The organism is Qipengyuania atrilutea (assembly GCF_013370205.1).
GTDB classification, from domain to species: Bacteria; Pseudomonadota; Alphaproteobacteria; order Sphingomonadales; family Sphingomonadaceae; genus Actirhodobacter; species Actirhodobacter atriluteus.
Window position 1 is genome coordinate 19,612 of record NZ_JABWGV010000007.1, and the last position, 24,617, is coordinate 44,228.

Below are 24,617 nucleotides of genomic sequence, written 5' to 3' on the forward strand. Positions count from 1 at the left end.
ATTTGGGTCTGAAAATGGTTCGGCGCGAATCAGACTTTGACATGCGCCCAAAATGAAACGAATAAGTTTACATATCATCGCTCGTCGCAATAGGAAGACCCAATTGCAAGGCCAAACGCTTTCGCTGAACCTGTCTCATCCCGAATCGACGAACCGCCCCCGGGTCGTCATCGTCGGCGCCGGTTTCGGCGGCATGGCTGCGGCGCGCGCTCTTCGCGGCAATGCCGCGGAAGTGACGCTGATCGACCAAACCAATCATCACCTGTTTCAACCGCTGCTATACCAGGTCGCGACTGCGGCGCTTTCCCCGTCCGATATCGCTACGGCCACCCGTGTGCTGATGCGCGGCGGGTCAAACCTAAGTGTGTTGATGGCGGAGGTTACAGGCGTCGATATCAGGGCGCGCTCGGTGCTGCTGCGCGATGGGCATCGGTTGCCATACGATTATCTCGTACTCGCCACGGGATCGGCCTCGAGCTTTTTTGGACAGGACAACTGGCGCGAACACACGCTGGTTCTCAAGACGATTGAGGATGCGCTTGCCATCCGCGCGCGGTTGCTGGAAGCGTTCGAGCGGGCCGAGCAGTCGACCGACGACGCAGAGATACGACGCCTCCTGACCTTTGCTATTGTTGGGGGCGGCCCAACTGGCGTGGAACTGGCTGGGACCATCTCCGAACTCGCACGCGCGACTTTGGCGCGCGATTTCTCTCGCATCGATCCGCGCGACACGCGTGTGGTCCTATGCGAGGCGGGCGGCCGTTTGCTGTCGGGTTTCGATCCCGCGCTTTCGACCTATGCGACCGAAGCTCTAACCTCGATGGGGGTGGAGGTGCGGATTGGCACGGCCGTCGAGGCAATCGATCCCACCGGCGTGGTGCTCGGTAGCGAGCGGATAGATACCGGAGCCGTGCTGTGGTGTGCCGGCACTGAGGCCCGTCCGGCTGCTGAATGGCTTGGAATCGATGGGGTCCGCAACGGGGCTGTAACGGTCCGGTCCGATTGTTCGGTGCCGGGTCATCCAAACATCTTTGCGATCGGGGACGTCGCAAGTTTCGAAGCAGGCGGCGACGAGCGCTTGCCGGCTCTTGCACCAGTTGCCAAGCAGCAGGGCACATATGTCGGGAAGCTGCTCGCGGCCCGTATCGCCGGTCGGCGCGAGCCCGGCGCCTTCCGCTACCGCGACTATGGTACCATGGCGGTGATCGGGCGCTCGCGTGCGGCGGCGCAATTCGGCAGGCTCCGGCTCACGGGATTTCTCGCCTGGCTGGTCTGGTCACTTATACATTTGATGCTGCTTGTGGACTTTCGCAGCCGCCTGGTCGTCTATGTCAACTGGGCTTGGGCATGGTTTACTTACGGACGCGGGGCGCGGTTGTTGACGGGATCAACCACAAGCGATGCCCGGCAGCCGCCGCTCAGCGACCCAGAAAGCGGGCGGCCCGATGACAAGTAGCGGTCTCAGCCAATATTCAAATAGTTGACCATGATGAAAGCATGCTCCCGCACCGCCATCTAGGACCATTCGAAGGCTCGCCTGGCCTCGCTATCCATCACCTGCAAGTTGTCGCGACCTAGCTTGCACTTGATCGCAGGAAGCGCTCGAAGCCAAACCGCATCTAAGATCAGCGTATCTGTCTTTGGCGTCGATCTACCTCAGTTGACTAAGCAGCGGTAGGCATGGCGGTCGCATGAAGACCGAACGGCTTCGGCGACACTACGTCATAGCTCTCATCTTCCCTGGAAACCCGGCTAGCGGCGAAGATATCGCGTTTCAGCTCACCATAACGGGTTTGGAGGAGGAGCTCTTCTATCGTGGCATCCTGCTGTTCGCGCTGGATCAGGCTTTCACCGGAAGGAGACGGTTCCTCGGGTCGATTGGGGATGGGGCGCGGTCCTGTCGTGCTTCCTGTTCGGATTGGCACATGCCTGTGGCTTCTCGGACGACAGCTTTGCCTTCGATCCCATCACGATGGCGCTGACGGCAATCCCAGCCTTTATCGCGGTCTGGCTGCGTTTGCGCACCGGAAGCCTGCTCCTGCCGGTTCTGCTTCACAATTTCGGCAATTCGCTCTCGTTCATCGTGTGAAGATGTCTTCCCGGAATGCCCGCTTCCGGGATCAGCATTCTGCCCGTAAAATGACCGAATTTGGGGCGCAAAGCCGACATCGTTCTTGTTTGATGGCCGCCCGAAAAGCGGCGACGAAATCACCTTGCCGAGCGTTAACGGTCGCCCGACTCATGTGATGAGAACCGCTTTGCGAGGCGCGCGCTGGCTCCGCTTTGCGCGGCGAGCTTAGCCCCATAGCGCATTACCGTTGCTGGATCGCGCCAGCGATAGGCTTGCATGATCGCGGGCAGCCCCTCCCCCGCCGCAAAATTGTCTTGAGCCACCCCGACCCTGATTGAATGGCTCGAGATGTCGCTCACCCACCGCTCTAGCCGTTGTTCGCTCATTTCGCCCAGCAGTCCTTTCGCATGCGCCGCGCGCACCATCCTACGGTATATCAGCGTGATACTGTTAGGATGCATCGGACGATTGCCGACCCGGCTGACCGATCCGTCGAAATGCACCTCGACCCGCCGCAGCAGCGGTCCCGAACGGATATCGACCGCCTTCTTCCAGACGCGGATAGCCTCCATCGTTCTCGGCGACAGATAGGCATAGGCGCCCTCCCCTTCGGTATCGGTCTTGCTCGAGGGGATGAACAGCACCCCTGCCCCGCCCTCGCCCGCCTCGATATGATCGATCTCGATCTCCACCAGTTCGGAACGCCGGCAGGCGGTGTCATAGGCGACCCGCAGGAGCGCCGCATCGCGCACGCCCAGCCAGTCGCGGCGGCAGGCTTTCAGAAGATGCGCCAGGCACACGCCCGTAGGCGGTCCGTCGAGATCGGCGATATCTCCCTTGTAGCGGATCCCCTTTGCCTGGCGCTGGCGGGTGCCACGCGCACGGCGCATGGCCTTCAATTCGAGCTTCACCAGCGGTGCCGCGGTCGGATCGGTCAGCCCCGCCATCCTATAGGCCATTCCGACATGGACGAGATAGCGCGCGATTGTCGCGGGCGCGCGTCTCTTGATCGGGGTGCGCAGCCGTCGCTCGGTTTCCAGGCCGCCAAGCGCCCTTACCCAATCCGCAACCAGTCGCGCGTCCGCTCCCGGCGCCCGAACTCCATTTACCCGACACCATTCGTTCCATAACGCAAGATCCGACAGGAACGCGCGTTTGGTATTGGCCGCCCAAGCGCGAACCGCCGCGTCGATCACGGCCGGATCGATCGCCGATCCAGCACCGCCGAGCGCGGCGACGGTCGCGACCACGGGTTCGCCCTTTCGGTCCGCAAGTTCGTTCGACAAATACGCGGGGACGCCGTTTGGAGCGATTTCGGAAGCCATTCGACGGGCTTGCGCACATTTCCACCATCTGTCTAGTAGTGATAAGCAGGCATTATCAACATTACGTGCCTTCCTCAGTGGACTGAACCGCTCGTTTTAAGCTACTATTGATACATGTCACGTCCGGCTCGTCCTCTTTGTGCGATACTCTGGTCGCCCGATCTGGTCGATGAGTTCGGCCGAACGATGGCATCGATCGGTCGCCTTGACGCCCGGATATCCGCCAGTTCGGTTGCCCCCGCGTGGATGCTGCGAGCCAGCTGGACCGGCTACGCCACAGCTCTGAGGCTGCAGCGGCACGAAATCGACGAAATCGACGTAATTTCACATTTCACCGGCGTTTCGATCCCGGGCCGCCCCCCCGTTGTCACCGCGGGCGATCCGTTCGGCGCTTACGCCGATTGGGCCGCAGAGCTGGCAGCCGGTCACGACCGTCATTGGCGCGAGGACATACCCTTTACCTTCGACATTCCCGATGGCTGGCGCGACGCCCCTCCCCTCGCCCGCGCCCTCGCCGTTCTCGATTCCTGGTCGCGGCAGGATAACACGCCCGCTCCCTGGCTGGCGTTTCCCAAGTTGCTGCGGCGAATGAATTTGACCAGGAACCCACTCCCTTGCCTGGTGACCGGCGACCCGGGCCTTCGCTTTCTTCACGGCACGCGGGAAGCCCAGCTTAAGCGTTTGCTCAAATCCTTGCGAGAACTAGCCGACGAAGGGTTGCGGCGTCTCGGCCGCCTCGAGGGCTATCGTATGCGCTACGGCGCTGCTGTCGGTGCCGAGCATCGTCCGGGCCATCTTCCCCGGTTAGGAACCTTGGCACTCGAGACGCCCTTCCTGGCCGCGCGAACACTTGTTGACCGATTTGACATCACACTCTCGGGAGCCGGGAAGCTCCTCTCAAGAGCGGCTGAAAAGGGTCTGCTGGTAGAAACAAGCGGTCGGACGAGCTGGCGTCTCTATGTTACTCCCGATGTCGGGATTGCCTTGGGGATTGTTGCACCCCCGCGCGGGCGTCCGCCCTCCCCGTCGCGCTCGTCACCGGCCCTCGACACTGTTCTTGCCGAGTTTGACAGAGAAATGGCGGAGATCGATCAGATGCTGTCGGATCATTCGCGAAAGCACACCGAAACTTAGAGAAGCTTTTCGATCGCCGCCATGATCGTCGTCTTATTAGCTCCTGAATTCGGGAGGATCTTGATGGTGAGCCCTGCCCCATTGGTCGGCCTGGTCACCGAGAGCATCGGAACACCGGATTTGGTCGGCACGGTTTCGGTCTGGACCTTCGTCCTCGGCTTGCCAGGCGCGGTGGTCGCCCTGATCAGGCGTTTAGCCGTCTCAGGCCCGGAAAGCGGTTCGCTCCCCGAGCTGCGTTCAGCAAGGATCGCCTCCGTCTCCTTGCGCATCGCCGAAAGCGAGCGCATTTCGTTGGCAAGCGGCTTAAGGTCTCGCGCGATGCGCACGGTGATGTCGTGACGATCGGCAAAAGCTACGATGAGTTCCTCGGGTAGCCGCGCGACGTTGAGCATCCGGCTGAGCCAGGACTTCGATATGTTGAGGTGCTCGGCCATCTGGGTAAGCGAGCCCTCGTAGAATTCGGACAGCGCCGCTTCGTACTCATGAGCGCGCTCCCAGTCGGTGATGTCCTTGCGCGACCGATTCTCGACATCCGATACCCGGAACGCCTCCTCGTCGGTAAGTTGCTGGACGGTCACCAGATAATCGAACTCTGGATGGTTGTGCTCGCGCAGCCACTGCACCGTCCACCAGCGCCTGACGCCGGCAATGATCTCGTAATCATGCTCTGGGTCGTCGCGCAGTCGCCTGACGATTGCCGGGATGCGCTGCTTTTTCGCCGAAAGGAAGGCGTCGATGAGATCGCGGCAACTCTCCTCCGATAGATGATCGAGATCGCGATTGTGGAGACGCCATGGCCGGCAGCGGGCTGGATCCACGAACTCCGTGCGATCCGTTACAACCTTACCCGATGCCAGGCGATTGAGCGCCTCGCTGCGACTGGCCATTATGCTCCTTGCCGGCGCCGCCTCCCCCTCCTCGATGTCATCATCGATCGATTCGGTAAGCAGCGAACCGAAGCCCTTATTACCCTTGGCCAAGACTCAATCTCCTTTCGTGTGTTGCCGTGGCGGCAGTTTGTTGCCACGTGGCAACGGCACTCTGAATGGTCTCGTACACCAGCTGACCATGGCAATGCGCCGGCACCGGCACGGGACTCGCCTGATAGCTATATCTCATTGATTCAGAACGACCTTCCAGATCGTTGCCACGTGGCAACATCATGCCATCACCTCCCCTGCCCGGCTCGCCCAGCTGCCGATAACTTCCTGCTCGATCTCCTCACAAACCGCATTGAGGTACTTCACGCACCGCATGTGCACCTCGCGTGACGTTACCGGCCGATCGAGCTCGAAAACGGTCTTGAGGCGTGAACTCGCATTGTCGATTTCGGCGCTCGTCGGCATTATCGATGTAAGCAAAGACCCGCCGAACACATCGCGCATCATGGCCAGAAGCTCGCGATGCATCGACTTGTTCTCGTCGACGCGGCTCGCGACCACGCGGATGAAATTGTAGGCCGGTCGCGCCCTGCCCCCCAACTGCTCGAGCTGTTCCATAGTGGTTCTCGCCATATCGACGAAGGATACAGTCGAAGAGAAGTCGATCACGCTTGGCGGCATCGGGATCACCATGGCATTCGCTGCCTGGAGAACCGCCATCGACACCATTCCGAGAGCCGGCGGCGGATCCATGATAACGACATCATAGTCGTGAACGACCTCGCCGATCGCATTCGAAATCAGATCAATCACATCGAAGCTTCGCGTCTGAGCCAGGTGCGCAGCTATCTCATACTCCAGATTATAGAGCTTGAGATTTGAAGGGATAAGGCTGAGGCCGTGAAAGTGCGTGTCCCGGATGATCGAGCGGACCCCGAGCAACTCGGGGTCGTGAAAATGCCCGTAAAGCGTATCGTTCTCACCGAGATCGATATCGGGACGATATCCGAACATCATGGTCGAGCTGGCCTGGCTGTCGCAGTCGACGAGCAAGGTCCTGTACCCCTTAATCGCAAAGTGCTGCGCAAGGTGCACCGCGATCGTCGACTTGCCGACGCCGCCCTTGAAGTTCGACACCGAGATAATCGCCGGCGTGTCTTCCGGATCGCGCCAAGGCCTTGTTCCGAAAACCTTGCGCATCTTATCAAGCTCGGTGAGATTGTACGGCAAGCGGTGACCCGAAGGGGTGCGACTGCGCTCGGGCAAACGGCCATCGCGTTCGGCCTCTCGGATTGCCGATGCCGTTCGATCGACGAGTTCTGCGGCCTTCGAGATGGGGAAGGTTGGGCCCGCCTTCTCTCCGGTTTCGGGATCGAGCGCGTGTGTCTGGAGCCGCTTGAGAATTGCCAGTGACTTGCGATGAAGGGAACGGAGATCATCGGTTGCTGAGCTGCCTGGAAGCCCATCGGCTGAAATCTTGGTGGCCATCTACTATCCTTCTTGGAAGTCTGGACATCAATTTAGCCCGAGTTGACGCTTTCAGCAACGACTTGGCCAAAAAACTTACAGCTACACCGATGATCTCCGAGCCACTTGCGGGCAGTCGCGGGCGAGTAAACGCGTTCGCCGATGATCTTCGAGCCCTTTTGAACTGCTTGATCCAACCATCGGACTCGCAAAACCGAGCTGTGGACGAAAACCGATGATCTCAGAGCCAGGCCGATGAACTCAGTGCAGAAATGCAATGATCTCGGTGCCTAAGAACCGATGATCTCAGAGCGCATACCTACTTATAGAGAATCTCCTCCTTCGAATCCGATTCGCAATCGGTTAAATTTTGAGTTTGAAAGTTTGATATTGGCATGTTTTGCTCAACGGACCCGACATCATCGGTGATTTTGCAGGTTTTCGGCCACAAATCGTCCGTAAATCGCCAAAGGGCTTGATTTAGCCCCCCAACCCTGTTGTTGATCCAGCCACCGAGGCCCGCCGAATCGGGGGAGGGGACTATGACGCAGGATGACAAGAAACCGGTTGGCCACCAATACGCTCTGGCAATGCTGGCTGGCGGCGAGAAACAGGTCCGTACACTTGCCGAGCATGCTGGCTCGCAACTGACGCTCGACGCATTCCTGAGAGTTCAGGACGAAAACCCGGTGCCGGCGTTTCTGCATTCGGCGTTATGCGCCATGTCGCTCCCAACAAAGCGCCCCAAGGACGAGTTCGAACCGATCATTCGCGAGGACGGTCGCTATGCGCTGGCAATCAATCCCCGGCCGGTGCTGCAGGAGATCGATGGCAAGCGAGTGATGAAGAGTCTGGGTGTTCCTTTCGGATCCTATCCCCGCGTGGCGCTAATCTACATGCTCTCGCAAGCGGTTCAGCAACGGTCGCGCGATGTTTATCTCGGCCGCAATTTCACTGATTGGATGCGGCGTCTCGGATATCAGACGATTTCATACGGGCCACGCGGTACTGCCAATCTGATGAAGCAGCAGGTCGATCGGTTGCTTGCCTGTGAATGGCAGATCAGATGGGACGGCGCCGATACGGACCAGAACGCCTTTGCCGTCAGGGATGTAAAGATTTCCAGCGAATATGCCGGCTCGCTGGACAAGGACGGTGCCTTCGCTCGCGAAATCAGAATGTCGGAGGTCTTCTATCAGCATCTCGTTGAACATGCGGTTCCACTCAATGAAGTGGCGATCCGAGAACTGAAGGGAGCGCCGACCGCGCTCGATCTCTACACCTATCTTGCCTACCGGCTCCCCCGTGTTACCGCCGAGCGCGGCCAGGCACTCTCGTGGGACCAGTTGGCCAAGCATTTGGGCAACGCCGCGGACAGCAAACGATTTCGCCAGACCGTCCGTGAAACAATGCAACTTGTTACATCAGTCTATCCGAACGCCAATGTCGATGTTTCGGGGAGGAAGGTCGTCCTTTATCCTTCACCAGCGCCGCTCGAGAAGAAGCTCGTTGGAGCCCATCTACGGCTCGTTGGAATCGAACCGCGCAGCAAGCGGAAAGCCCTGTCCAAAAGGACAGGCGAAGCAGAGGGCAGGGCGAAGACGTTGCCGGAAGTCGAAACCTTGGCGTTTCCGTCAGGGTCGCTTCAGTATGGAAAGCGCGAAGAAGCTTTTTTGCGGATTGGCCGCGAAAAGGGTGCTCCCTGGGATGTCGATCTGATGGCGAGCCAATTCCGCAGTGGCTGCCCGGACTTCGAACGCCCTCGAACCGAGAAAGAATGGCTTCGCATCTGGGAAAGTTTCGTCATCTCCTATGCCAAGCGGAGAGCCGCGCACCAATAGGAGCGGTGCACTTACGCCCATACGGACGATCGCGCAGAGGCACCAACCTTCTCGTGTGGTGTCCCGCCACCGTTGCCATATAGTCCTACGATACGCGCATCGTCGGCTTCTTGGTTTCACGGGGACACCGAGAACACAATGAATCTTGCCACATTCCCGGCGAAACGGGCTTTCCGCTACTATTGAGCAGAGGCAATTCCTGGGAAGGCTTGATTGCCCTCCGGTCGATCCGCTTGTGCGTTAACTCCAAAAACCAGAACCACGAAATTCGGGATAAAGCACTGACGAACCTCTCGACCTTGGCCTCTTGTGTTGGCTGAGAAAGGAACATTGACCCTGGAATCAGAAAAAGATTTTTCACAACCACACCTTTGGCGTGATTTGAATATCGCCAGACCCCCTGAGACCGGCAAGCATGGTGCAAGTATCAACACTCGTCTCGGTTTCATTCTTAAAAGTGGAGGAAGAGGTTCGGGGTAAAGGAGGAGCAACTATGCTGACCTGTCTGAGCCCAACTCAGGAAACAATCGACACGGTAGCAGGACTTCGCGGCAAGTGGCATGGCAGCTACGCCATGTGCCGATGTCCAGCACACCGCGACAGCACGCCGTCCCTCTCGATCAGGCAGGGCCAGCACGGAATACTGGTACACTGCTTTGCCGGATGCCAAAATGAAGACGTACTGCGAGCAATCTCGCGAACGCGGCCCGTATTCAATTCGCCAGCACCCAAATTTCAGCCAAGTCCATCGTCAGCGAATGCGCGGCGAATATGGGACCAGGGCCGGGAGATCTGCGAAACGCTCGCTGAGGCATACCTGAAATCGCGCAATCTTCCGTTGGATCTCCGCGATATCCGTTACCACCATAAATGTCCGTTCGGACGCAAACCCAATGCCGTCTTCAGACCCGCGCTTCTCGTTGCGGTGAGGGATCGCCTGGAGATCATGGCAATCCAGCGTATCGCGCTCGGATCGAAAGGGCTGTGCCACAAAGGCAAATACATGCTTGGGCGGCCGGGGATGGGCGCCTGGTCACCGTCGTTCAAAGGCGACACGCTCGGCCTTGCGGAGAGCATGGAAGATGCAGTCGCCTACACCAGGATCAAAGGAATTCCGTGCTGGAGTACGCTCGGAGCCGAACGCCTGGCTCTTGTCCGAATACCGGACGGCGTAAAGACGGTCGTGATCGCCGAGGACAACAACAGGGCAGGGCGGCTTGGCGCACTGGCGGCGATTGAGGCGTACGCGACTAAAGACCGGACGGTTCTCCGCGATCCTCCGCCACGAAAGGCGGGCGACTGGGCCGAGGTGAACGAGAACACTGGAGGATAGGACTGCGGTTCGAGGGGGAGGGGAGAGGGAAGCTTGGTTGCGGATCAACATCAGGAGCAGACCGTGACCGACCTATTCGAACAATTCGACCACCGCCTCAAGGGGGCGATCGAGGAAGTCGCCCAGAACATCGCAGGCTCGATCCTTTCGAAGAAGAGCCTCTTTGCGATCATGGAGCAGCTGCACGGCTGCACATCGGCGAATGGATCCTGGACGCAGCGCGATGCCTACGATTTGCTTGAGGCGGGGCTGGCGCTTCATCTTTCGGCGCGTTCGACACCCTTGCTCGAAGATGTGCCTGCGCTGTCGGAACTGGTCGACTCGCTGCCCACCCACACCGTTCGAAGCGAAGATCAGATCCGCTTCCAGCAATTCTCGACGCCGGCCGATCTGGCGGCGCTCGCCGTGATCGCCGCGCAACCCCGCAGCACTGACATCGTCCTGGAACCGAGTGCCGGGCATGGCTCTCTCGTGAGCATGTTGCCGGCTGTCGCGCAGCTCCACCTCAACGAAATCGATCCTCGTCGCCGTGCGAAGCTGTCGCTTCTTTTCGAAAGAGCCACGATCACCGGCTTCGACGGTGCGATGCTGACGTCCCTTTCGGCGCACGACCTCCGGCCAACGGTGATCTTGATGAACCCGCCGTTTTCGCGTTCGCAGGGCAGGGGGGTCGACCAATTCGCAGCGGTCCGTCACCTGCGCGCGGCCTTGGCGAAGTTGCTTCCGGGCGGCCGCGTCGTTGCCATCATGCCTGACTGGTTCACCCCCAGCGCCAAGATGCTGCGGATCTACGAGGAAACCTTCGCAAACTGCACGGTGCAGACATCCTGCAGGCTCGCCAAATGCTATCACAAGCAGGGCACGAGCGTGGCGGTCCGGTTGCTGGTCATCGACAAGGTTCCGGGCAATTCGAAACCGTCCTTGATTGCACGCGACACCGTCTCCGAGCTTGCCGAATGCTTTTTGATCGTGAAGCGGATCGACCCCGCGACAGCGCCGCCGGCACGACCCACCCGGATCAAGCCGAAGGCGACAAGCCTGTTCAAGTCGATGCGCGCCAAGCCGCGCACCACGCCTAAGATCGAGCGCAAGCTTGCGGCGCGCGAGATCGTCACGGTGGACTATGCCAAGCTGGAAGCGCCCCGCGCGCTCGGGGCGCAATCGGGCGTCTACGTTCCCTATCGGCCGAGCCGGATCAACATCCAGGGCTCCCGGAAACACCCGACACCCCTCGTCGAGAGCGTCGCCATGGGATCGATCCCGGCGCCGGTGCCCGATTACATACCGCGGCTTCACGATTGCATTCTGAACGAGGCGCATCTCTCCGAAGCGCAGCTCGAAACGATCATTTACGCCGGCAACGCCTGGACGCAGTTTCTTCCGGGCAAGTTCGTGCCGTCAGAGGAGGGGGTGGGTCTTTCGCTGTCCGAGAACGGCAAGGCCTATCGGAAGGGCTATTTCTTGGGCGATGGGACCGGAGCGGGGAAGGGGCGCCAAATTGCAGCCTGCATCCTCGACAACTGGTTGGCGGGCCGCAGGCAAGCGATCTGGATATCCAAGAACGAAAGCCTCCTCGAAGATGCCCGCCGCGACTGGGCCGCGATCGGCGGGCTCCCCGCCGACATCCAACCGCTCTCCAGCTGGAAGATCGACCAAGAACTTCCCTTCCGCGACGGCATCGTCTTTGTGACCTATCCAACGCTGCGCAGCCAACGCCAGGATGCGACACGCCTGAAGCAGCTGCTCGACTGGGCTGACACCGACTTCGACGGCGTCATCGCCTTCGACGAAAGCCACGAGATGGGCGGCGTGGCAGGAGGCGAGGGCGCGCGCGGCGCGAAGCCGGGTTCCCTGCAAGGGATCGCCGGTGTCCTGCTCCAGAACCACCTCCCCGATGCCCGCGTTCTATACGCGTCTGCCACGGGCGCATCCGACGTCAACAACCTCGCCTATGCCGTTCACCGGATGGGTACCTTCAATAGCCCGTTGAAGCCGTACATGTGGCGTACCGAATGATGCACGGCATGAAAACGCCAGAGAAACGAAACCCTGTGACTGGCGAAATGGGCAAGGGTTATCCCTAGGTCGAGAAGCACGATCGCGATGGCCGCATCAGCCCATAAGGGCAGCGTCGTTGGCCAGGCTGATTCCCAAGGGACAAGGCTTGCGATGAGCGGAAGAAGCAGCACCATAGCCACAAGAGACCCTTCGTTTACAAGGGCATGCAAAACGTCCCGCCCGCCATCCCCATGGCTCGAATTCCACTGATTTTCGAAAGGCGCGATATGCTCGGCGGCAAGTGAGGTCCCGATCGCAGCGATGACCAGAACTAACAGCCAGGCCGGCGAACTATCCGAGGACACGATCGCCGTAGCGCCCCCGACAAAACCAAAAAAATAGAGTGGGGCATAGAGATAACGAAAAACGACCACTGGAGCCTCCATCAAACGATGGATCCATTTACGCTCCCGTCGCCCACCGGTCTTGAACGTTTCGGTGGTGTTTTAACGCACGATGGTAATCGCGATTTTTGCAAGACCCAGTGATGGCGTCACGCCGAACCATTCGACCAAACGACGGGTAAAGTGCGCTTGATCGGAAAACCCACCCGCGGCCGCTGCGGCAGCGACACTATGAGATTGGTCGAAGCTCTCGATGGCACGCTGAACCTGTAACCATTGCAGGAGCTTGGTTGTCGGCACTCCAAAATCCCGAACCGCAATTTCCCGCATCCGCGTGGTCGAAACACCGACGGCTTTGGCCAATTCCGAAGGTGTCGCCCCGGGTTCGATCCGTTGCAGCGTAGAGCGGAGGCGCGGGTCGATTTGGCTCGAACCCTTCCGGTTCAAAAAGCCTTCCATCCATTTGCGGGCCTCGTTCCCAGATCCAACCAGAGCCAATGCATTCGCTTCAGCGGTCGAAAGCCGTTCCAGTCCAACACTCTTGTTGAGGTCACGGGTTCCCATGAAAAACGGATCGACATACAGATTTCGCAGGATGGCACCGGATGGCGTCAAGCGGTGAACCGTGGTGGCAGGGATGAGAACAGCTTCACCGGGCGACAAGCGAAGATCTCGGTCAGCGTTAATGCTGCAAGAGTCGACCAGCGAAAGACTGATCTGGTGTGCCAGATGACTGTGCGGACGGTTCTCTCCTGTTTGGGCGTCGAGAAGTGCCCAGCCAAATCCGAGCATCATGTTGCCCTCCCATGAGGCGTCGGTGCTTCTCAAAGAGCGATTTCGTCTTAGCTGCTGTGCAATCGGACGTTCCTTTCTGAGAGATCTCAACGCGTTCCCGGCTCTCCTCAAGTCTCTTTCAAAGACCGCTCACTGCGCCGGATATCCTCGAGAATGATCTTGCTGCCTGGCAGCGCCGGCATCCGGGAACGATCGATGCGCAGATCCTGCGCGGGAAGCCGATATTCCATTTCGCAAAGAAGCATTCGCAACGAGCGCTCCATCACTTCGAGCACGACTGTCTCACCGGGGCAGCGATGATTTTTCGAGACATCGCCGCCGCCCTGAGGGATTAATGCGAACGCGGAAAAGTCTTCCTTGCGAAAGCGATCCGGATTGACGATTTCCGGCTCGTTCCAGAGATGAGGATCAGTGTTGGTTGCGTGTAAGTCGAGCAGGAAACGTCGGCCGGCGGGAAAACGGACATTTCGCCAGCGAAAGTCCTTTCGGCTCCTGGCAGCGACCGCAGGGAAGAACGGATAGAACCGGCGCACTTCCTGCACGAAACGGCCTAACTCAGAGCGATCGGATGCAGGGGTCGGAGCCACATCGGGAAATGAATGGAGAGCATGCGCCAGGAGAGTGATATAGACAGACGTAGCGACGGTTGGGCGCAGAACGTTCAGCAGTTCGACGGCAGCGATCCTGGGACTTAGCAGCGCACCATCCTCATCCCGGTGCGCAGCAATCACAGCCAGCGCCGATTCAGCGGGTGGGACCAGACGGCGGTCACGCGCATCCTTGATGACGCGAGCAAGCCACGCTTCGGAACGGCTGCGAGCGCGCCGGGCCCGAAAATGGCCCAAGCCGAGCGCGGCCGCGCGGTCGAAGAGTAGAACAAGGTCGCGAGTTCGCTTGATGCGCTCTTCAGCCGGTAGTGGCACACCGGCCCAGTCGCACACTGCTTCGGCCAATATGGGATGCAGCGCTTCGTAGAAGATTACCTGCGATTCCCGGGTCCATGCCGGGAGCTGGGCCAACCACATTTTCTCGAATTTCTCTCCCAGAGCCTCGACACGCTCTTGCGTCAGCAACGACACGAACATTTCCTTGCGCCGCAGATGCCGCTCGCCATCCAGACCCTGGACTCCGCCCTTGCCAGTCAAAGTCGCCCGAACCGGTTCCGGCATCGCGCCGTCGCGCGACATTCGCGCTTTATCGTAGAACATCTCGGCCGCAGCTTCGCCGCGCAGGCACACAGTCCGCCGGAGCAACAGGCGGGTTTCGAACATATTGCCACCGGTTCGCGAGCAGACCGTGTTTACGAAGTCATAGGGCCGCCTCAGGAAATGGAGTGTGCTGTCGAAGGGCCCTCGCGGTATGAGTTCTTCGCTCTGTTTTATGGAACGTTTCATAGACCAATACCGTCCTCTCGATTTGGCATATCGGTGCCGAGCCAGGCACGGCAAAACCAACCGGCGCGCTTTTGATTATGCTCCCGCCGATAAGTCTCGCATTGCCCCTTATGCTGCGATCAATCCTGCGGCTGCGGTGTGACGCGCAGATAAGGTTTTACCGTCTCCCAGCCTTTGGGGAATTTCTCACGCGCTTCTTCATCGCTGAGCGAAGGCACGATGATGACGTCCTCGCCCTGCTGCCAGTTCACAGGTGTGGCCACGCTGTGGTCCGCCGTCAGTTGCAGCGAATCGATAATCCGCAAGATCTCTTCGAAATTTCGTCCCGTGCTCGCGGGATAAGTGAGCGTAAGTTTCACTTTCTTATCGGGACCGATGATGAACACCGAGCGGACGGTGAATGAATCATCAGCCTGCGGATGGATCATTCCATAGAGATCAGCGATTTCACGATCCGGGTCCGCGACCAGCGGAAAGTTGAGAGCATGACCCTGGGTTTCGGCAATGTCGCCCGCCCAAGCTCGATGATCTTCGAGCGGATCGACGCTGAGACCGATCACTTTGACGCCGCGTTTGTCGAATTCAGGCTTGAGGCGGGCAACCTCACCAAGTTCCGTCGTGCAAACAGGAGTGAAATCCGCAGGGTGCGAGAACAGCACCGCCCAGTCGTCACCCATCCATTCATGGAATTTGAGCGTGCCATCGGTTGTGTCGGCCTCGAAATCGGGTGCGGTGTCGCCAAGTTGAAGTGTCATTGAAAATCTCCTGTGGTGAGCGCTAAAGCAACGCAGCTACACGTACAGATGGGTGCTACAGTTGCTGTAGGTGCAACCGAGATCGCGACCAAGCGGCGTTCAGACGCGATAGACGGCATCGCCAGCGTGCTGGTGTGGCGACCTTCCGCGCTATGCGGAAGCGTTCGTCTTTTCTCATTGCGTCCGGTCTTAATCAGCTCGTATTCGCGCTGGTTTCAGGCTGGTCTTCGCCCACCAGGATCAAAAGCCCCAGTCCCGCTACGATCGCGACGTCGGCCAGATTGAATGATGGCCAATGAAAATTGTCCCAGTACAAATCGATAAAGTCCCTGACGGCGCCAAACATCAGCCTGTCTGCAACGTTGCCGAGCGCTCCGCCAATCGCCAAGCTCAAGCCGAGCGCATGGATGGGGGATCGGGTTCTCATCAGCCAAATCCCGAGCATGCCCGAAAGCAGAACGCCGATCGCGATAAGGATCACGGGGGCTGCTCCACCGGCCAGTCCGAAAGCCACGCCGCTATTGGCGATGGCGACTAGATTGAAGCCCGGGAACACTGCGATCACGTTACCCGAACCAACCAAAGAATGCGCCCAGGTTTTCGACAATTGGTCGAGGCCGAAGCTAACCAGAATCAAAACGGGCGCAAGCCGTTTCGCCGCGCTCAAGGTCATCGGACGCTGGATGGTGCATTCACGACCACCATCTTTTCTTCGCTCATATCGACCATCGTATAACCTATACCGCCTGTTCCGAGACCCGACTGACGACGTCCTGCGAACGGCATCCAGTCGACGCGAAATGCGGTATGATCGTTGACCATTACGGCTGACGCGGCCAGCGTTTCGACGCAGTAATCGGCCCAGGACATTCGGTCGGAAAACACAGCCGCCTGAAAGGCGTAGGGAAGCGCGTTCGCTTGGCCGATCGCAGCATCGACGTCGTCGTATCCGTAAATGCAGACCACAGGGCCAAACACTTCCTTCTGCGATACATCGGCGTCGCACGGCGGATCGACAAGGACCGTGGGCTGGTAAAGGGTGGAACCCATGCGCTTACCCCCTGCGGCGAGCCTGGCGCCGCCCTGAACGGCTGCATCGACCCAGGATGCGACGCGGTCGACTTCGGCAGGACGAATGAGCGGACCGCATTGGGTTTCCGCTTTGGTCGGATCGCCCACAGTCAGCGCTTCTGCTCCCTCAGCGAGCTCGGCAGCGAAGTCCGGCAGTTCGGCGCGCGGAACGAACACGCGCTGCACCGAGACGCAGACTTGTCCAGAATGATAAAAGCCGCCTTTCAGGAGAGGAGGAATTACCTTGCCGCTTGCGACGCCCTCATCGACGAGGACCGGAGCCGCGCCACCGTGTTCCAGTGCCAGGCGGGTGCCCGGCGCCAGTTTGGAGCGGAGCATCCAGCCAACTCTGGCCGAACCGATGAAGGAGAAAAATGCCGTCCGCGAATCGATGACCATTTGTTCGGCGACATCGTTCGAACATGGCACAAAGCGGCACCAGCGTTCATCGAGTCCGGCTTCATAAAGGATTTCGACGAAGCTCTTGCAGGAAAGGGGCGTGTCCTTGGCCGGTTTCACCAGAACAGGGCATCCGCTTGCGACTGCCGGTCCCACCTGATGGGCGATCAGGTTCAGAGGATGATTGAAAGCGGAGATCGCCACGACCGGCCCAATCGGCTCACGGAAGGTATAGGCTTTGCGTCCTGCCCCCGCCTGCGTCAGGTCCATCGGGATTTCGCGCCCGCCGCTGGCGAACAATTCGTGTATGCACAATTCGACGCTCTGAATGGCGCGACTGGTTTCCACGCGCGCGTCGACGATGGGTTTACCGCCCTCGAGCGCAATCTGCATTGCCAGTGTCTCCGCGCGCTCGCGCATCAGCCCGATGGCGCGCTGCAGGATGGCGATGCGTTCATGCGCGGGGAGCCGCGCTTGTCGGTCTTCGTGCAGCGCGCGCGCCTCGTCGAGCCAACGATCGACTTGCGGCCAGTCGACCAGCTCAACGCTGCCAATGCATTCCTGGTCGTAGGGATTGAGGACCTGCCACGTCATTGGGGACACTCCATCGCCTTGAGTTCATCGATCAGAACCTTGCGGTTCTCGGAGTAATCCACCGGCAAGTCGACAAGGTGAACGCCGCCGCTTTCAAACCCTTCATTCAAGGTCGGTACCAGTGCTTCGCTGCTTTCGATCCGGTGGCCCGTCGCACCATAACTCTTCGCATAGGTAACGAAGTCGGGGTTGGCGAAGCTCAGACCGTAATCGGGAAAGCCAAGTTCTTCCTGCTTCCACCGGATCATACCGTAAGCGGAATCATTGAGGATGAGTACGACGAGGTTGAGGCCGAGCCTGACCGCGGTTTCCACCTCCTGCGAATTCATCATGAACCCGCCATCGCCGCATACGGCGAGCACGCGGCGCTCGGGCGACAGCATCGCTGCCATCATCGCCGAGGGGAGACCCGCTCCCATCGTCGCCAGCGCGTTGTCGAGCAGAATCGTGTTCGGCTCATGCGCGATATAGTTGCGGGCGAACCAGATCTTGTAGATGCCGTTGTCGAGTGCGACGATGTCGTCGCGGCCCATGACCGCCCGTACATCTGCAACGATGCGCTGGGGCACCATCGGAAAGCGGCCATCGTCGCTGCCTTGGCGGATGTGCGCCGCGATGTCCTCATGGACTTTGGCGTAGGCTGCCGGGTCACTAGGGTGTTTGCCGCGCAGCCGGTTTCCTAGTCGCTCGACAGATCCGGCAATATCGCCAATGACTTCCAGCTGCGGAAAATAGACCTGGTCGACCTCTGCGGCCTTGTAATTTATATGGATAACGGTGCGTCCGTCAGGCTCCATGTAAAAGGGCGGTTTCTCGACCACGTCATGGCCGATATTGACGATCAGGTCTGCGCGATCGATGGCACAATGAACATAGTCATCCGACGATAGAGCCGCCGTTCCCAGATACAGGGGGCTTGCCTCATCGAGCACTCCCTTGCCCATCTGCGTATTAAAAAACGGAAATTGGGTATCGTCGACGAACTTTCGGAGCGCCTTGCAGGCGCTACGTCGGTTGGCCCCGGCACCAACCAAAAGCAGCGGGCGATCGGCGGCGAGAATTCGCTCGGCAGCTTCGTCTAGCGCGGCATCTCCGGCCACCGCATATTGGCGGGGGTGGGGCGCAACGACCGGTTCGGAGGTTTCTTCCTCGGCAATATCTTCAGGCAGTTCCAGCAGAACTGCACCGGGTCGCTCTTCCTGAGCTCTCCTGAAACCTTCGCGCACGAGCGAAGGAATGCGCTCCCCATTCACGATCTGCTTCGCCATCTTGCACAAGGGAGTGAAAAGCGAGACAACATCGACGATCTGGAACTGCGCCTGCTTCGAGACCTTGATGGGTTTTTGGCCGGTTATCATGACCAGAGGGAAAGCGCCCAGAGCGGCATAAGCTGCGGGCGTCGTGAGGTTTGTCGCCCCTGGTCCCAGCGTGGCAAGGCATACGCCGGCTTTACCGGTAAGACGTCCATAGGTTGCCGCCATGAACCCTGCCCCTTGCTCGTGCCGGGTAACGATCAGACGGATCGACGAGGTCCGCAGTGACTCCAGAAGATCGAGGTTTTCTTCGCCCGGAACCGCGAAGATATACTCGACGCCTTCGGCTTCCAACGCGGCGACAAGAAGATCGGATGCTTTCATGGAATGGTTCTCGCATTGGTGAGGGCCTGGAGGCTGTCGGTGGCAGGTCTTCTGCTCGGCTACTGATTCAGGCTGTGACGGTGAATTGCCCCATCATGCCGGCATCTTCGTGCTCGAGGATGTGGCAGTGGTACATGTAAGGCAAATCCGGGTCGGTGTAGTCCTCGAACCGCAAAAGGAGCCGCACGGTCTCGCCCGGATAGACGACGACCGTGTCCTTTAACCCCTGTTCCGCCGCCTCAGGTGCCCGGCCGTTCCGGTCGAGGATACGGAACTGCACATCATGAATGTGGAACGGATGCGCCATCATCGAGGCATTCTCGACCTGCCAGATTTCGGTGGTATTGACCCGCACTGTCTCGTCGATACGCTGCATGTCCATCGATTTGCCGTTGATGGTAAAACCGCCTCCACGCATCATGCGCATTCCCATGCCCATATCGAGAACGAAACGGCGCGTCCGGACCGCGTCGCCTGGATCGATCTGAGGCAAGGTAGCGAGCTGGCGCGGCATAGCGATCGCCCGCCTGCGGCTTGCGGCCGGCCGGATGTCCAGCACGGTAAAGCGACGCCTTTCATCCATCATACCGCCCATCATCCCATCGCGACGCTCCCGTTCGCCCATCATCCAATTGTCCACCGGCCGGTCGGAATCGCGCGTGGGTCCGGGCCCTCTCATTCCCCGGCCCCTATTTCCCATGCCCATGATTTCGAGCCCGTCCGCAAGCAGCGAAACCGGCCTTCCGTCGCTGACATCGACGATTACCTGCGCGCGTTCGCCCGGGGCGAGAACAACATTGTCGGTTGGCAGCGGCGCGGCGAGCAAACCGCCGTCGGTTCCGATCTGATGGAAGCTGCGGCCATCGTCGAACCCGAAACGGTAAAAGCGTGCGTTCGAGCCATTGACCAGACGCAGCCGAAGGCGATCAGACTTTGCTTCAAAGACGGGTTCGACGATGCCATTGACCAGCATCGTATCACCCATCATCCCCATCATGACATTGTGCATACGTGTGGAGTAAATGAGGCTTCCATCGCTCGCGAAAGCGCGGTCCTGAACGACCAGCGGTATATCATCGATGCCATAGTCGTTTGGAAGGTCGAGCGCCTCGCTCGCGCTGTCGCGGACGTAGATCATTCCGGCCAGACCCTGATAGACCTGTGGCCCAGAGCGACGGTGCGCATGCGAATGATACCAGAACATCGATGCGCGCTGGCGGACATCGAAACGCGCGGTCCAGCTGCCTCCTGGCTCGATCGGTTGATGCGGTCCGCCATCGGCGCGCGCAGGCAGATGAAAGCCGTGCCAGTGGACGGTCGCCGTTTCGGATAGATCGCTCGTGACATTCATCCGCACCGTATCGCCCGCGTTCAGTTCAAGCGTGGGGCCGAGATAGGGCTGGTTGATGCCGATGGTTGGCGTTTCGATCCCGTCAAAAAATTGCGAGACGCCGTGGCGCAGATTGAGATCGAAAACCCTCTCGCCGCCTTCTCGTTCGCCTGAATAAAGAGGAGGAATGAGAAGTTGCGAGCGTGCCGTTCCCGAAGCAAGCGTTGCTTTCTTGCCTATCAATAGGTCGCGCCCGGCATATGCGGCTATCCCCAATGCACCTGCGCCAAGCATCGCACCGCCAAGAATGGAACGTCTGTCGATCATATCGCTTTCCTGCGACCGGAGCGCCGCTAGCCGGATTCGGCTTGCGGCGTCCGCACTTGCAGGCCTTTCGTTCTGTTGCGCCAATAACCCAGCGTGATCAGGGCGAGTGTGAGGATTTGCGCTGCCACCGGCTCGAGTGCTGGTGCAATGCCCAGAATCGGAACGCGGGGCAGGTCCGGAAGCGGGGTGATGCCCAGCAGACCGGCTTCCTGGAGGCCCGAAATGCCCTTCCCGGCCAGAACGACGGCAAGAATGCCGATCAGGATCGAGCTGTACGCGAAGAAGGTTCCGATCGGCAGTCGGCGGCTGTAGCGCAGCATCGCCCAGGCGATTAGTCCGAGCAACACGACTGCGGAGGCGGCGCCGCCGAGAATTGCGTCGGCATGCCCCTGAGTCCAGAGCGCCGCGAAGAAGAGAATCGTTTCAAAGACCTCCCGATAAACCACCAGAAACGCCAGCCCGAACAGAAACCATGCGGACCTGCGCGAGAGAGCGTGCTGCATGGTTTTCTGGATATAGCGTTGCCATTCGCCGGCCTGCGACTTGCCGTGCATCCAAATACCGACCGACAGCAGGACGAGCGCGGCAAAAAGCGATCCGAACCCCTCTACGAGTTCACGGCCTGCTCCACTTATGCCGATCAGGTAAGTCGCTGCCACCCAAGTCAGGCCACCGGCGACAAGGGCCGACAGCCATCCGCCATGGACGAAGGGCAGAACTTCCGTTCTCTCGGCCTTGCGCAGGAACGCGATCATCGCGATCACGATCAGCAATGCCTCGAGCCCTTCGCGCAACAGGATCGCAAAGGCTCCTGCGAATGCCGACGCCTCACTGGCATTGTCCGGGGCGAGGACCGTCTCGGCGCGGTAGAAAAGAACGTCGAGCGCATTCACCCTTTGGGCGACGGCGGCCAGCGGATCCCCGCGACCTATTGCCGCTCGAAGCTCCGCCATGCCGGTTTCGACAGATGCGAGCAGGTCTGCATCGCGCGTGCTTAAAACGGCTTCCAATGGTTCGAAGCCATCCAGATAGGCCGAGAGTGCGAGTTCGCGCGCTTCGGCCTCATTACCCGCTTCGTAAGCGGCAAGACTTTGCTGCAAGCGTTTGCGTGCCAAAGCGAGTGAGCCGGTCGTATCGCTCGCCATGGCTTCGGGATGAGCCCGCAAATAGGCCATAACGGCATCGGCACGCTCGGTGCTGATCGCCTCGCCAAGGGTTGCCGGCGTAAGGCCGGATAGAGCGGCGAGGTCAGGAATACGCGCCCGGATTTCCGGATCGTCGTTCCAGATCCGTCTGCCGCGCTCCACATCCTCAAATGCGATCGACCCTGAATAGTAGGCCAGGCTCCAGCGATCTTCCGCCCCGAGATCGGAAAAGCCCGGCATGGCCGTTCCCTCCAGACCCTGTCCAATGACCTGGTAGAGCGCGAAAGCGCTTCGCTCGCGGGCACGGACGACGTCGTCGAACGCGATTGGCGGGGGATCGAGTCCCTCTGCCGCGGGGCCGTCGCCTCCTCCGCTCACGCCATGACAGCTTGCGCAGTTCTGGGCGTACAGCGCGGCACCTCGCGCGAGGTCGGGTGCCGCCTCGGGAGCAAGCGGAACGGGAAACGCCGCGATCAGCTCGCTTGCCAATCTGCGCGCGTCTCGTGCGACGACAGCAGGCTCCACCTTCGTCGAGATTGACTCGACGAGAGCCTCTGCCTCCGCAACCAGCTGGGCACGGTGCGCGTTTGCGGGCAGGGCAGCCATGCGTTCGGCTACCGAGGCAGAAAATTCCTGCATTTCGGCATACTCCAGCTCGTTCGTGACTTCACCGCCGCTAACGGCTTCGGTGTAATCCACGGCGATGTAATCGAGCAGGCGCCAGGTCGTCTGAACCGCGTCATGCGTGCCTGCAGAAGCGGGCATTGCGACTGCGATCGACAGGAAAGCGATCAATTGGACCGCAAAAGCACGTAGCGTCATTTGGAGGCGGCCTTTCCGAGAGCCGAAACATGCTGCGCGCGAAGTTCCTCGGTGGCACGCCGGACAATAAGATAGGCCGAATGCAGGAAGATCAGTGCGATCACCGCTGCGACCAGCAGATCGGGCCAGGCTTGCCCGGTCCAGGCGACCAGGGCAGCAGCGATGATCACTCCGACATTGGCGATCGCGTCATTGCGGCTGAACAGCCAGATCGCGGATACATGTGCGTCGCCTTCGCGAAACCGCATCAGCACAAGCGCCGCCGCGATGTTGACTATCAAGGCTGCGACGGCGATCCCGCCCATCAAGCCGGCTTCCGGCGCGACCGCGTTAAGCGATCGCCAGACCGCCAGACCGATCACTCCGAGGCCTAGTACGCCCAGAAACAGCCCCTGTGCCAGCGCGACCCGGGCGCGCGTGCGGGCAGTCCACGCAAGAGCAAGGATGCCGATGAGCGTGATCGATCCATCGCCGATGAAGTCGAGAGCGTCGGCCTTGAGCGCTTGGCTGTCCGCCAGAAACCCGCCGAAGGCCTCGAAAACGCCAAAGCCCAGATTGAGCAATACGACGATCCAAAGGGCGCGGCGATAGGCGGGGTCTGCGCCTGCTCTTTGCGTATCGCCTGTGCAGCCGCAATCCGATGTTTCGTTATTCGACATGAGGCATTAGGTAACACCTCTAGCAACTGTAGGAGCAAGCCAAAATTGCGAATGGTTCGCGGTTTCGGAGCTGGAGGAGTGAGTTCATGCTTATCGGAGGTCTTTCGAAGGCGACGGGCACCAAGGTCAATACGATAAGGTTTTATGAGGATATCGGACTGATGCCCGAAGCCGCGCGTACGGCAGCGGGGCAGCGAACCTACAAAGAGCAGGACGTCGAGCGCCTTTCCTTTATTCGGCATGCTCGAAAATTGGGGTTTTCGATCGATGAAACACGCTCGCTTTTAAGCGTGAAGGCGAGACCGGATCAGAGCTGTGACGAGGCGGGTGACATCGCTTTGCGGCACCTTCGAGCCGTGGACGAGCGCATCAGTCGGCTACAAGCGCTTCGTTCCGAACTGAGAAGTGTGGTCGCGGCCTGCACGGGCGGCGAGGTTTCCGAATGCAAAATCATCGAAACGCTTTCTCGAAACCCAGCCGCCTCTTCCGCGGGTCGCTGACGCGAAAGCTATAATGGGACTATGGACACCGAACCCAGACAGCAAAAAAAGTGCTTGCACCTCCAGTCGCTGGAAGCGTTATCATCGTGATAATCCAGATTCTGATGTCGTGATCTAGGATTGGATGGCTGATTATGACGGAACTTGGGTAATTTGAATATTAATCAGCTTTCGCCTTATAAGAACGCTGCATTCATTCCATGGAATTTGGTCGAAAAAGAAACTACTCGAACAATATTCATTGTCCGGACGCTTCGTGACAATATCACATTACAGCAACCGAGAAGATTTTTGTTTCAACTTTCGTTTCACCTTGTTAGGGGCCACAGGATGTTCGATCTGAACGCCTTGATTCCCGTCAGGATTGTCGCCGCCCTTTTGGCGGTCGCAGCGCTGATGGCGTCTCCGGCGGTCGAAGCAGCGCAATGTGCGGACGAGCTGTCAGAAATAGCCTATTCGGTCCAGATGTTCGACATTGATGCGGACGAGAGCCCGCAAAACGAAAGCCCGGAGCAGCAGGAATGCGCCCACGGGCATTGCCATCACGTCGCCGCAGCACTGAAATCGAAGCTTTTAAACGACATGCCCGACCGGCTTAACATCACGGTTGGGTCGCATATGGCCGAAGAATTATTCGGCGATGCGAGCAATTTACCCAAACGCCCTCCTCGCGCCTGACGACCGTCACTGCGCTGCTTGACGCAGCGCATTTCGATTTGTCAGCAGAGAGAGTTT

The 24,617-nt window shown here is 59.5% G+C and carries 21 protein-coding genes; 8 read left to right on the forward strand and 13 right to left on the reverse strand.

The features are described 5' to 3' along the window. Positions 1 to 103: 103 nt before the first annotated feature. On the forward strand, positions 104 to 1,456 hold the full coding sequence (locus HUV48_RS13150) for an NAD(P)/FAD-dependent oxidoreductase (protein ID WP_225871714.1): 1,353 nt from the start codon (positions 104 to 106) through the stop codon (positions 1,454 to 1,456). 462 nt (positions 1,457 to 1,918) lie between these two features. After that, a complete protein-coding gene (locus HUV48_RS14435) occupies positions 1,919 to 2,089 on the forward strand; it encodes a CPBP family glutamic-type intramembrane protease (RefSeq protein WP_230292605.1) in 171 nt (56 codons plus the stop codon). 134 nt (positions 2,090 to 2,223) lie between these two features. Here the strand turns inward: HUV48_RS14435 and HUV48_RS13160 are convergent, their stop codons facing one another. After that, on the reverse strand, positions 2,224 to 3,396 hold the full coding sequence (locus HUV48_RS13160) for a tyrosine-type recombinase/integrase (RefSeq protein ID WP_176268260.1): 1,173 nt from the start codon (positions 3,394 to 3,396) through the stop codon (positions 2,224 to 2,226). 186 nt (positions 3,397 to 3,582) lie between these two features. Between HUV48_RS13160 and HUV48_RS13165 the strand changes: the two genes are divergently transcribed. After that, on the forward strand, positions 3,583 to 4,530 hold the full coding sequence (locus HUV48_RS13165; protein ID WP_063612554.1) for a hypothetical protein: 948 nt from the start codon (positions 3,583 to 3,585) through the stop codon (positions 4,528 to 4,530). Here the strand turns inward: HUV48_RS13165 and HUV48_RS13170 are convergent. Continuing rightward, positions 4,527 to 5,510 carry a ParB/RepB/Spo0J family partition protein gene (locus HUV48_RS13170; protein ID WP_063612553.1) on the reverse strand — a complete coding sequence of 328 codons (984 nt, stop codon included), beginning with the start codon at positions 5,508 to 5,510 and terminating at the stop codon, positions 4,527 to 4,529. The two genes, HUV48_RS13165 and HUV48_RS13170, sit on opposite strands and share 4 nt — an antisense overlap. Before the next feature lie 180 nt (positions 5,511 to 5,690). Then, the gene (locus HUV48_RS13175) at positions 5,691 to 6,899 is read right to left on the reverse strand and encodes an AAA family ATPase (RefSeq protein ID WP_063612552.1); all 1,209 of its coding nucleotides are present in this window, start codon (positions 6,897 to 6,899) and stop codon (positions 5,691 to 5,693) included. 521 nt (positions 6,900 to 7,420) lie between these two features. Here HUV48_RS13175 and HUV48_RS13180 point away from each other — a divergent pair. The 3 genes from HUV48_RS13180 to HUV48_RS14625 all read left to right on the forward strand — a co-directional run bounded on the left by HUV48_RS13180 (position 7,421) and on the right by HUV48_RS14625 (position 12,068). After that, entirely contained in the window at positions 7,421 to 8,719 is a 1,299-nt protein-coding gene (locus HUV48_RS13180; protein ID WP_063612551.1) for a replication protein RepA, read from the forward strand. Positions 8,720 to 9,293: 574 nt separating this feature from the next. Beyond that, positions 9,294 to 10,052 carry a DUF7146 domain-containing protein gene (locus HUV48_RS14440; RefSeq protein WP_419957076.1) on the forward strand — a complete coding sequence of 253 codons (759 nt, stop codon included), beginning with the start codon at positions 9,294 to 9,296 and terminating at the stop codon, positions 10,050 to 10,052. 63 nt (positions 10,053 to 10,115) lie between these two features. Next, positions 10,116 to 12,068, forward strand: a complete 1,953-nt coding sequence (locus tag HUV48_RS14625; RefSeq protein ID WP_318656109.1) for a strawberry notch-like NTP hydrolase domain-containing protein — start codon at positions 10,116 to 10,118, stop codon at positions 12,066 to 12,068. On the opposite strand, the gene HUV48_RS13195 is transcribed toward HUV48_RS14625, so the two are convergent. The 10 genes from HUV48_RS13195 to HUV48_RS13240 all read right to left on the reverse strand — a co-directional run bounded on the left by HUV48_RS13195 (position 12,011) and on the right by HUV48_RS13240 (position 23,382). Continuing rightward, positions 12,011 to 12,484 (reverse strand): sterol desaturase family protein, encoded by a 474-nt coding sequence (locus tag HUV48_RS13195; protein ID WP_160728993.1) that lies wholly within the window; start codon positions 12,482 to 12,484, stop codon positions 12,011 to 12,013. The two genes, HUV48_RS14625 and HUV48_RS13195, sit on opposite strands and share 58 nt — an antisense overlap. Positions 12,485 to 12,556: 72 nt before the next feature. Next, positions 12,557 to 13,249, reverse strand: coding sequence for an AraC family transcriptional regulator (locus tag HUV48_RS13200; protein WP_160728994.1), 693 nt, complete (start codon positions 13,247 to 13,249; stop codon positions 12,557 to 12,559). Between the two features lie 107 nt (positions 13,250 to 13,356). After that, positions 13,357 to 14,520 (reverse strand): cytochrome P450, encoded by a 1,164-nt coding sequence (locus tag HUV48_RS13205; RefSeq protein WP_197459335.1) that lies wholly within the window; start codon positions 14,518 to 14,520, stop codon positions 13,357 to 13,359. Positions 14,521 to 14,762: 242 nt separating this feature from the next. Next, on the reverse strand, positions 14,763 to 15,398 hold the full coding sequence (locus HUV48_RS13210) for a peroxiredoxin (RefSeq protein ID WP_063506149.1): 636 nt from the start codon (positions 15,396 to 15,398) through the stop codon (positions 14,763 to 14,765). A 193-nt stretch (positions 15,399 to 15,591) separates the two neighbouring features. Continuing rightward, positions 15,592 to 16,071 carry a signal peptidase II gene (gene lspA / locus HUV48_RS13215; protein WP_063506150.1) on the reverse strand — a complete coding sequence of 160 codons (480 nt, stop codon included), beginning with the start codon at positions 16,069 to 16,071 and terminating at the stop codon, positions 15,592 to 15,594. Beyond that, the gene (locus HUV48_RS13220; RefSeq protein ID WP_067505931.1) at positions 16,068 to 17,462 is read right to left on the reverse strand and encodes an aldehyde dehydrogenase family protein; all 1,395 of its coding nucleotides are present in this window, start codon (positions 17,460 to 17,462) and stop codon (positions 16,068 to 16,070) included. Before HUV48_RS13220 ends, lspA begins: the two co-directional genes overlap by 4 nt. Continuing rightward, positions 17,459 to 19,099, reverse strand: a complete 1,641-nt coding sequence (locus HUV48_RS13225) for an acetolactate synthase large subunit (protein WP_067505934.1) — start codon at positions 19,097 to 19,099, stop codon at positions 17,459 to 17,461. Before HUV48_RS13225 ends, HUV48_RS13220 begins: the two co-directional genes overlap by 4 nt. A gap of 67 nt (positions 19,100 to 19,166) precedes the next feature. Beyond that, the gene (locus HUV48_RS13230) at positions 19,167 to 20,756 is read right to left on the reverse strand and encodes a multicopper oxidase family protein (protein ID WP_063506153.1); all 1,590 of its coding nucleotides are present in this window, start codon (positions 20,754 to 20,756) and stop codon (positions 19,167 to 19,169) included. Between the two features lie 26 nt (positions 20,757 to 20,782). Continuing rightward, positions 20,783 to 22,723 carry a cytochrome c/FTR1 family iron permease gene (locus HUV48_RS13235; RefSeq protein ID WP_063506154.1) on the reverse strand — a complete coding sequence of 647 codons (1,941 nt, stop codon included), beginning with the start codon at positions 22,721 to 22,723 and terminating at the stop codon, positions 20,783 to 20,785. Further along, positions 22,720 to 23,382 (reverse strand): cation efflux transmembrane domain-containing protein, encoded by a 663-nt coding sequence (locus tag HUV48_RS13240; protein WP_063506155.1) that lies wholly within the window; start codon positions 23,380 to 23,382, stop codon positions 22,720 to 22,722. The genes HUV48_RS13235 and HUV48_RS13240 overlap by 4 nt, the downstream gene beginning before the upstream one ends. 86 nt (positions 23,383 to 23,468) lie before the next feature. Between HUV48_RS13240 and HUV48_RS13245 the strand changes: the two genes are divergently transcribed. Then, positions 23,469 to 23,882, forward strand: a complete 414-nt coding sequence (locus HUV48_RS13245) for a MerR family transcriptional regulator (protein ID WP_050600446.1) — start codon at positions 23,469 to 23,471, stop codon at positions 23,880 to 23,882. Positions 23,883 to 24,212: 330 nt separating this feature from the next. Beyond that, on the forward strand, positions 24,213 to 24,560 hold the full coding sequence (locus HUV48_RS13250; RefSeq protein WP_050600445.1) for a hypothetical protein: 348 nt from the start codon (positions 24,213 to 24,215) through the stop codon (positions 24,558 to 24,560). Positions 24,561 to 24,617 lie beyond the last annotated feature (57 nt).

What these genes read in the sequence shown, in the direction of transcription:
- HUV48_RS13160 (WP_176268260.1), bottom strand. Translation starts at nt 3,396, where the DNA reads ATGGCTTCCGAAATCGCTCCAAACGGCGTCCCCGCGTATTTGTCGAAC.
- HUV48_RS13165 (WP_063612554.1), top strand. Translation starts at nt 3,583, where the DNA reads ATGGCATCGATCGGTCGCCTTGACGCCCGGATATCCGCCAGTTCGGTT.
- HUV48_RS13175 (WP_063612552.1), bottom strand. Translation starts at nt 6,899, where the DNA reads ATGGCCACCAAGATTTCAGCCGATGGGCTTCCAGGCAGCTCAGCAACC.
- HUV48_RS13180 (WP_063612551.1), top strand. Translation starts at nt 7,421, where the DNA reads ATGACGCAGGATGACAAGAAACCGGTTGGCCACCAATACGCTCTGGCA.
- HUV48_RS14440 (WP_419957076.1), top strand. Translation starts at nt 9,294, where the DNA reads ATGTGCCGATGTCCAGCACACCGCGACAGCACGCCGTCCCTCTCGATC.
- HUV48_RS13200 (WP_160728994.1), bottom strand. Translation starts at nt 13,249, where the DNA reads ATGATGCTCGGATTTGGCTGGGCACTTCTCGACGCCCAAACAGGAGAG.
- HUV48_RS13205 (WP_197459335.1), bottom strand. Translation starts at nt 14,520, where the DNA reads ATGTTCGAAACCCGCCTGTTGCTCCGGCGGACTGTGTGCCTGCGCGGC.
- HUV48_RS13210 (WP_063506149.1), bottom strand. Translation starts at nt 15,398, where the DNA reads ATGACACTTCAACTTGGCGACACCGCACCCGATTTCGAGGCCGACACA.
- lspA (WP_063506150.1), bottom strand. Translation starts at nt 16,071, where the DNA reads ATGACCTTGAGCGCGGCGAAACGGCTTGCGCCCGTTTTGATTCTGGTT.
- HUV48_RS13220 (WP_067505931.1), bottom strand. Translation starts at nt 17,462, where the DNA reads ATGACGTGGCAGGTCCTCAATCCCTACGACCAGGAATGCATTGGCAGC.
- HUV48_RS13225 (WP_067505934.1), bottom strand. Translation starts at nt 19,099, where the DNA reads ATGAAAGCATCCGATCTTCTTGTCGCCGCGTTGGAAGCCGAAGGCGTC.
- HUV48_RS13230 (WP_063506153.1), bottom strand. Translation starts at nt 20,756, where the DNA reads ATGATCGACAGACGTTCCATTCTTGGCGGTGCGATGCTTGGCGCAGGT.
- HUV48_RS13235 (WP_063506154.1), bottom strand. Translation starts at nt 22,723, where the DNA reads ATGACGCTACGTGCTTTTGCGGTCCAATTGATCGCTTTCCTGTCGATC.
- HUV48_RS13240 (WP_063506155.1), bottom strand. Translation starts at nt 23,382, where the DNA reads ATGTCGAATAACGAAACATCGGATTGCGGCTGCACAGGCGATACGCAA.
- HUV48_RS13245 (WP_050600446.1), top strand. Translation starts at nt 23,469, where the DNA reads ATGCTTATCGGAGGTCTTTCGAAGGCGACGGGCACCAAGGTCAATACG.
- HUV48_RS13250 (WP_050600445.1), top strand. Translation starts at nt 24,213, where the DNA reads ATGTTCGATCTGAACGCCTTGATTCCCGTCAGGATTGTCGCCGCCCTT.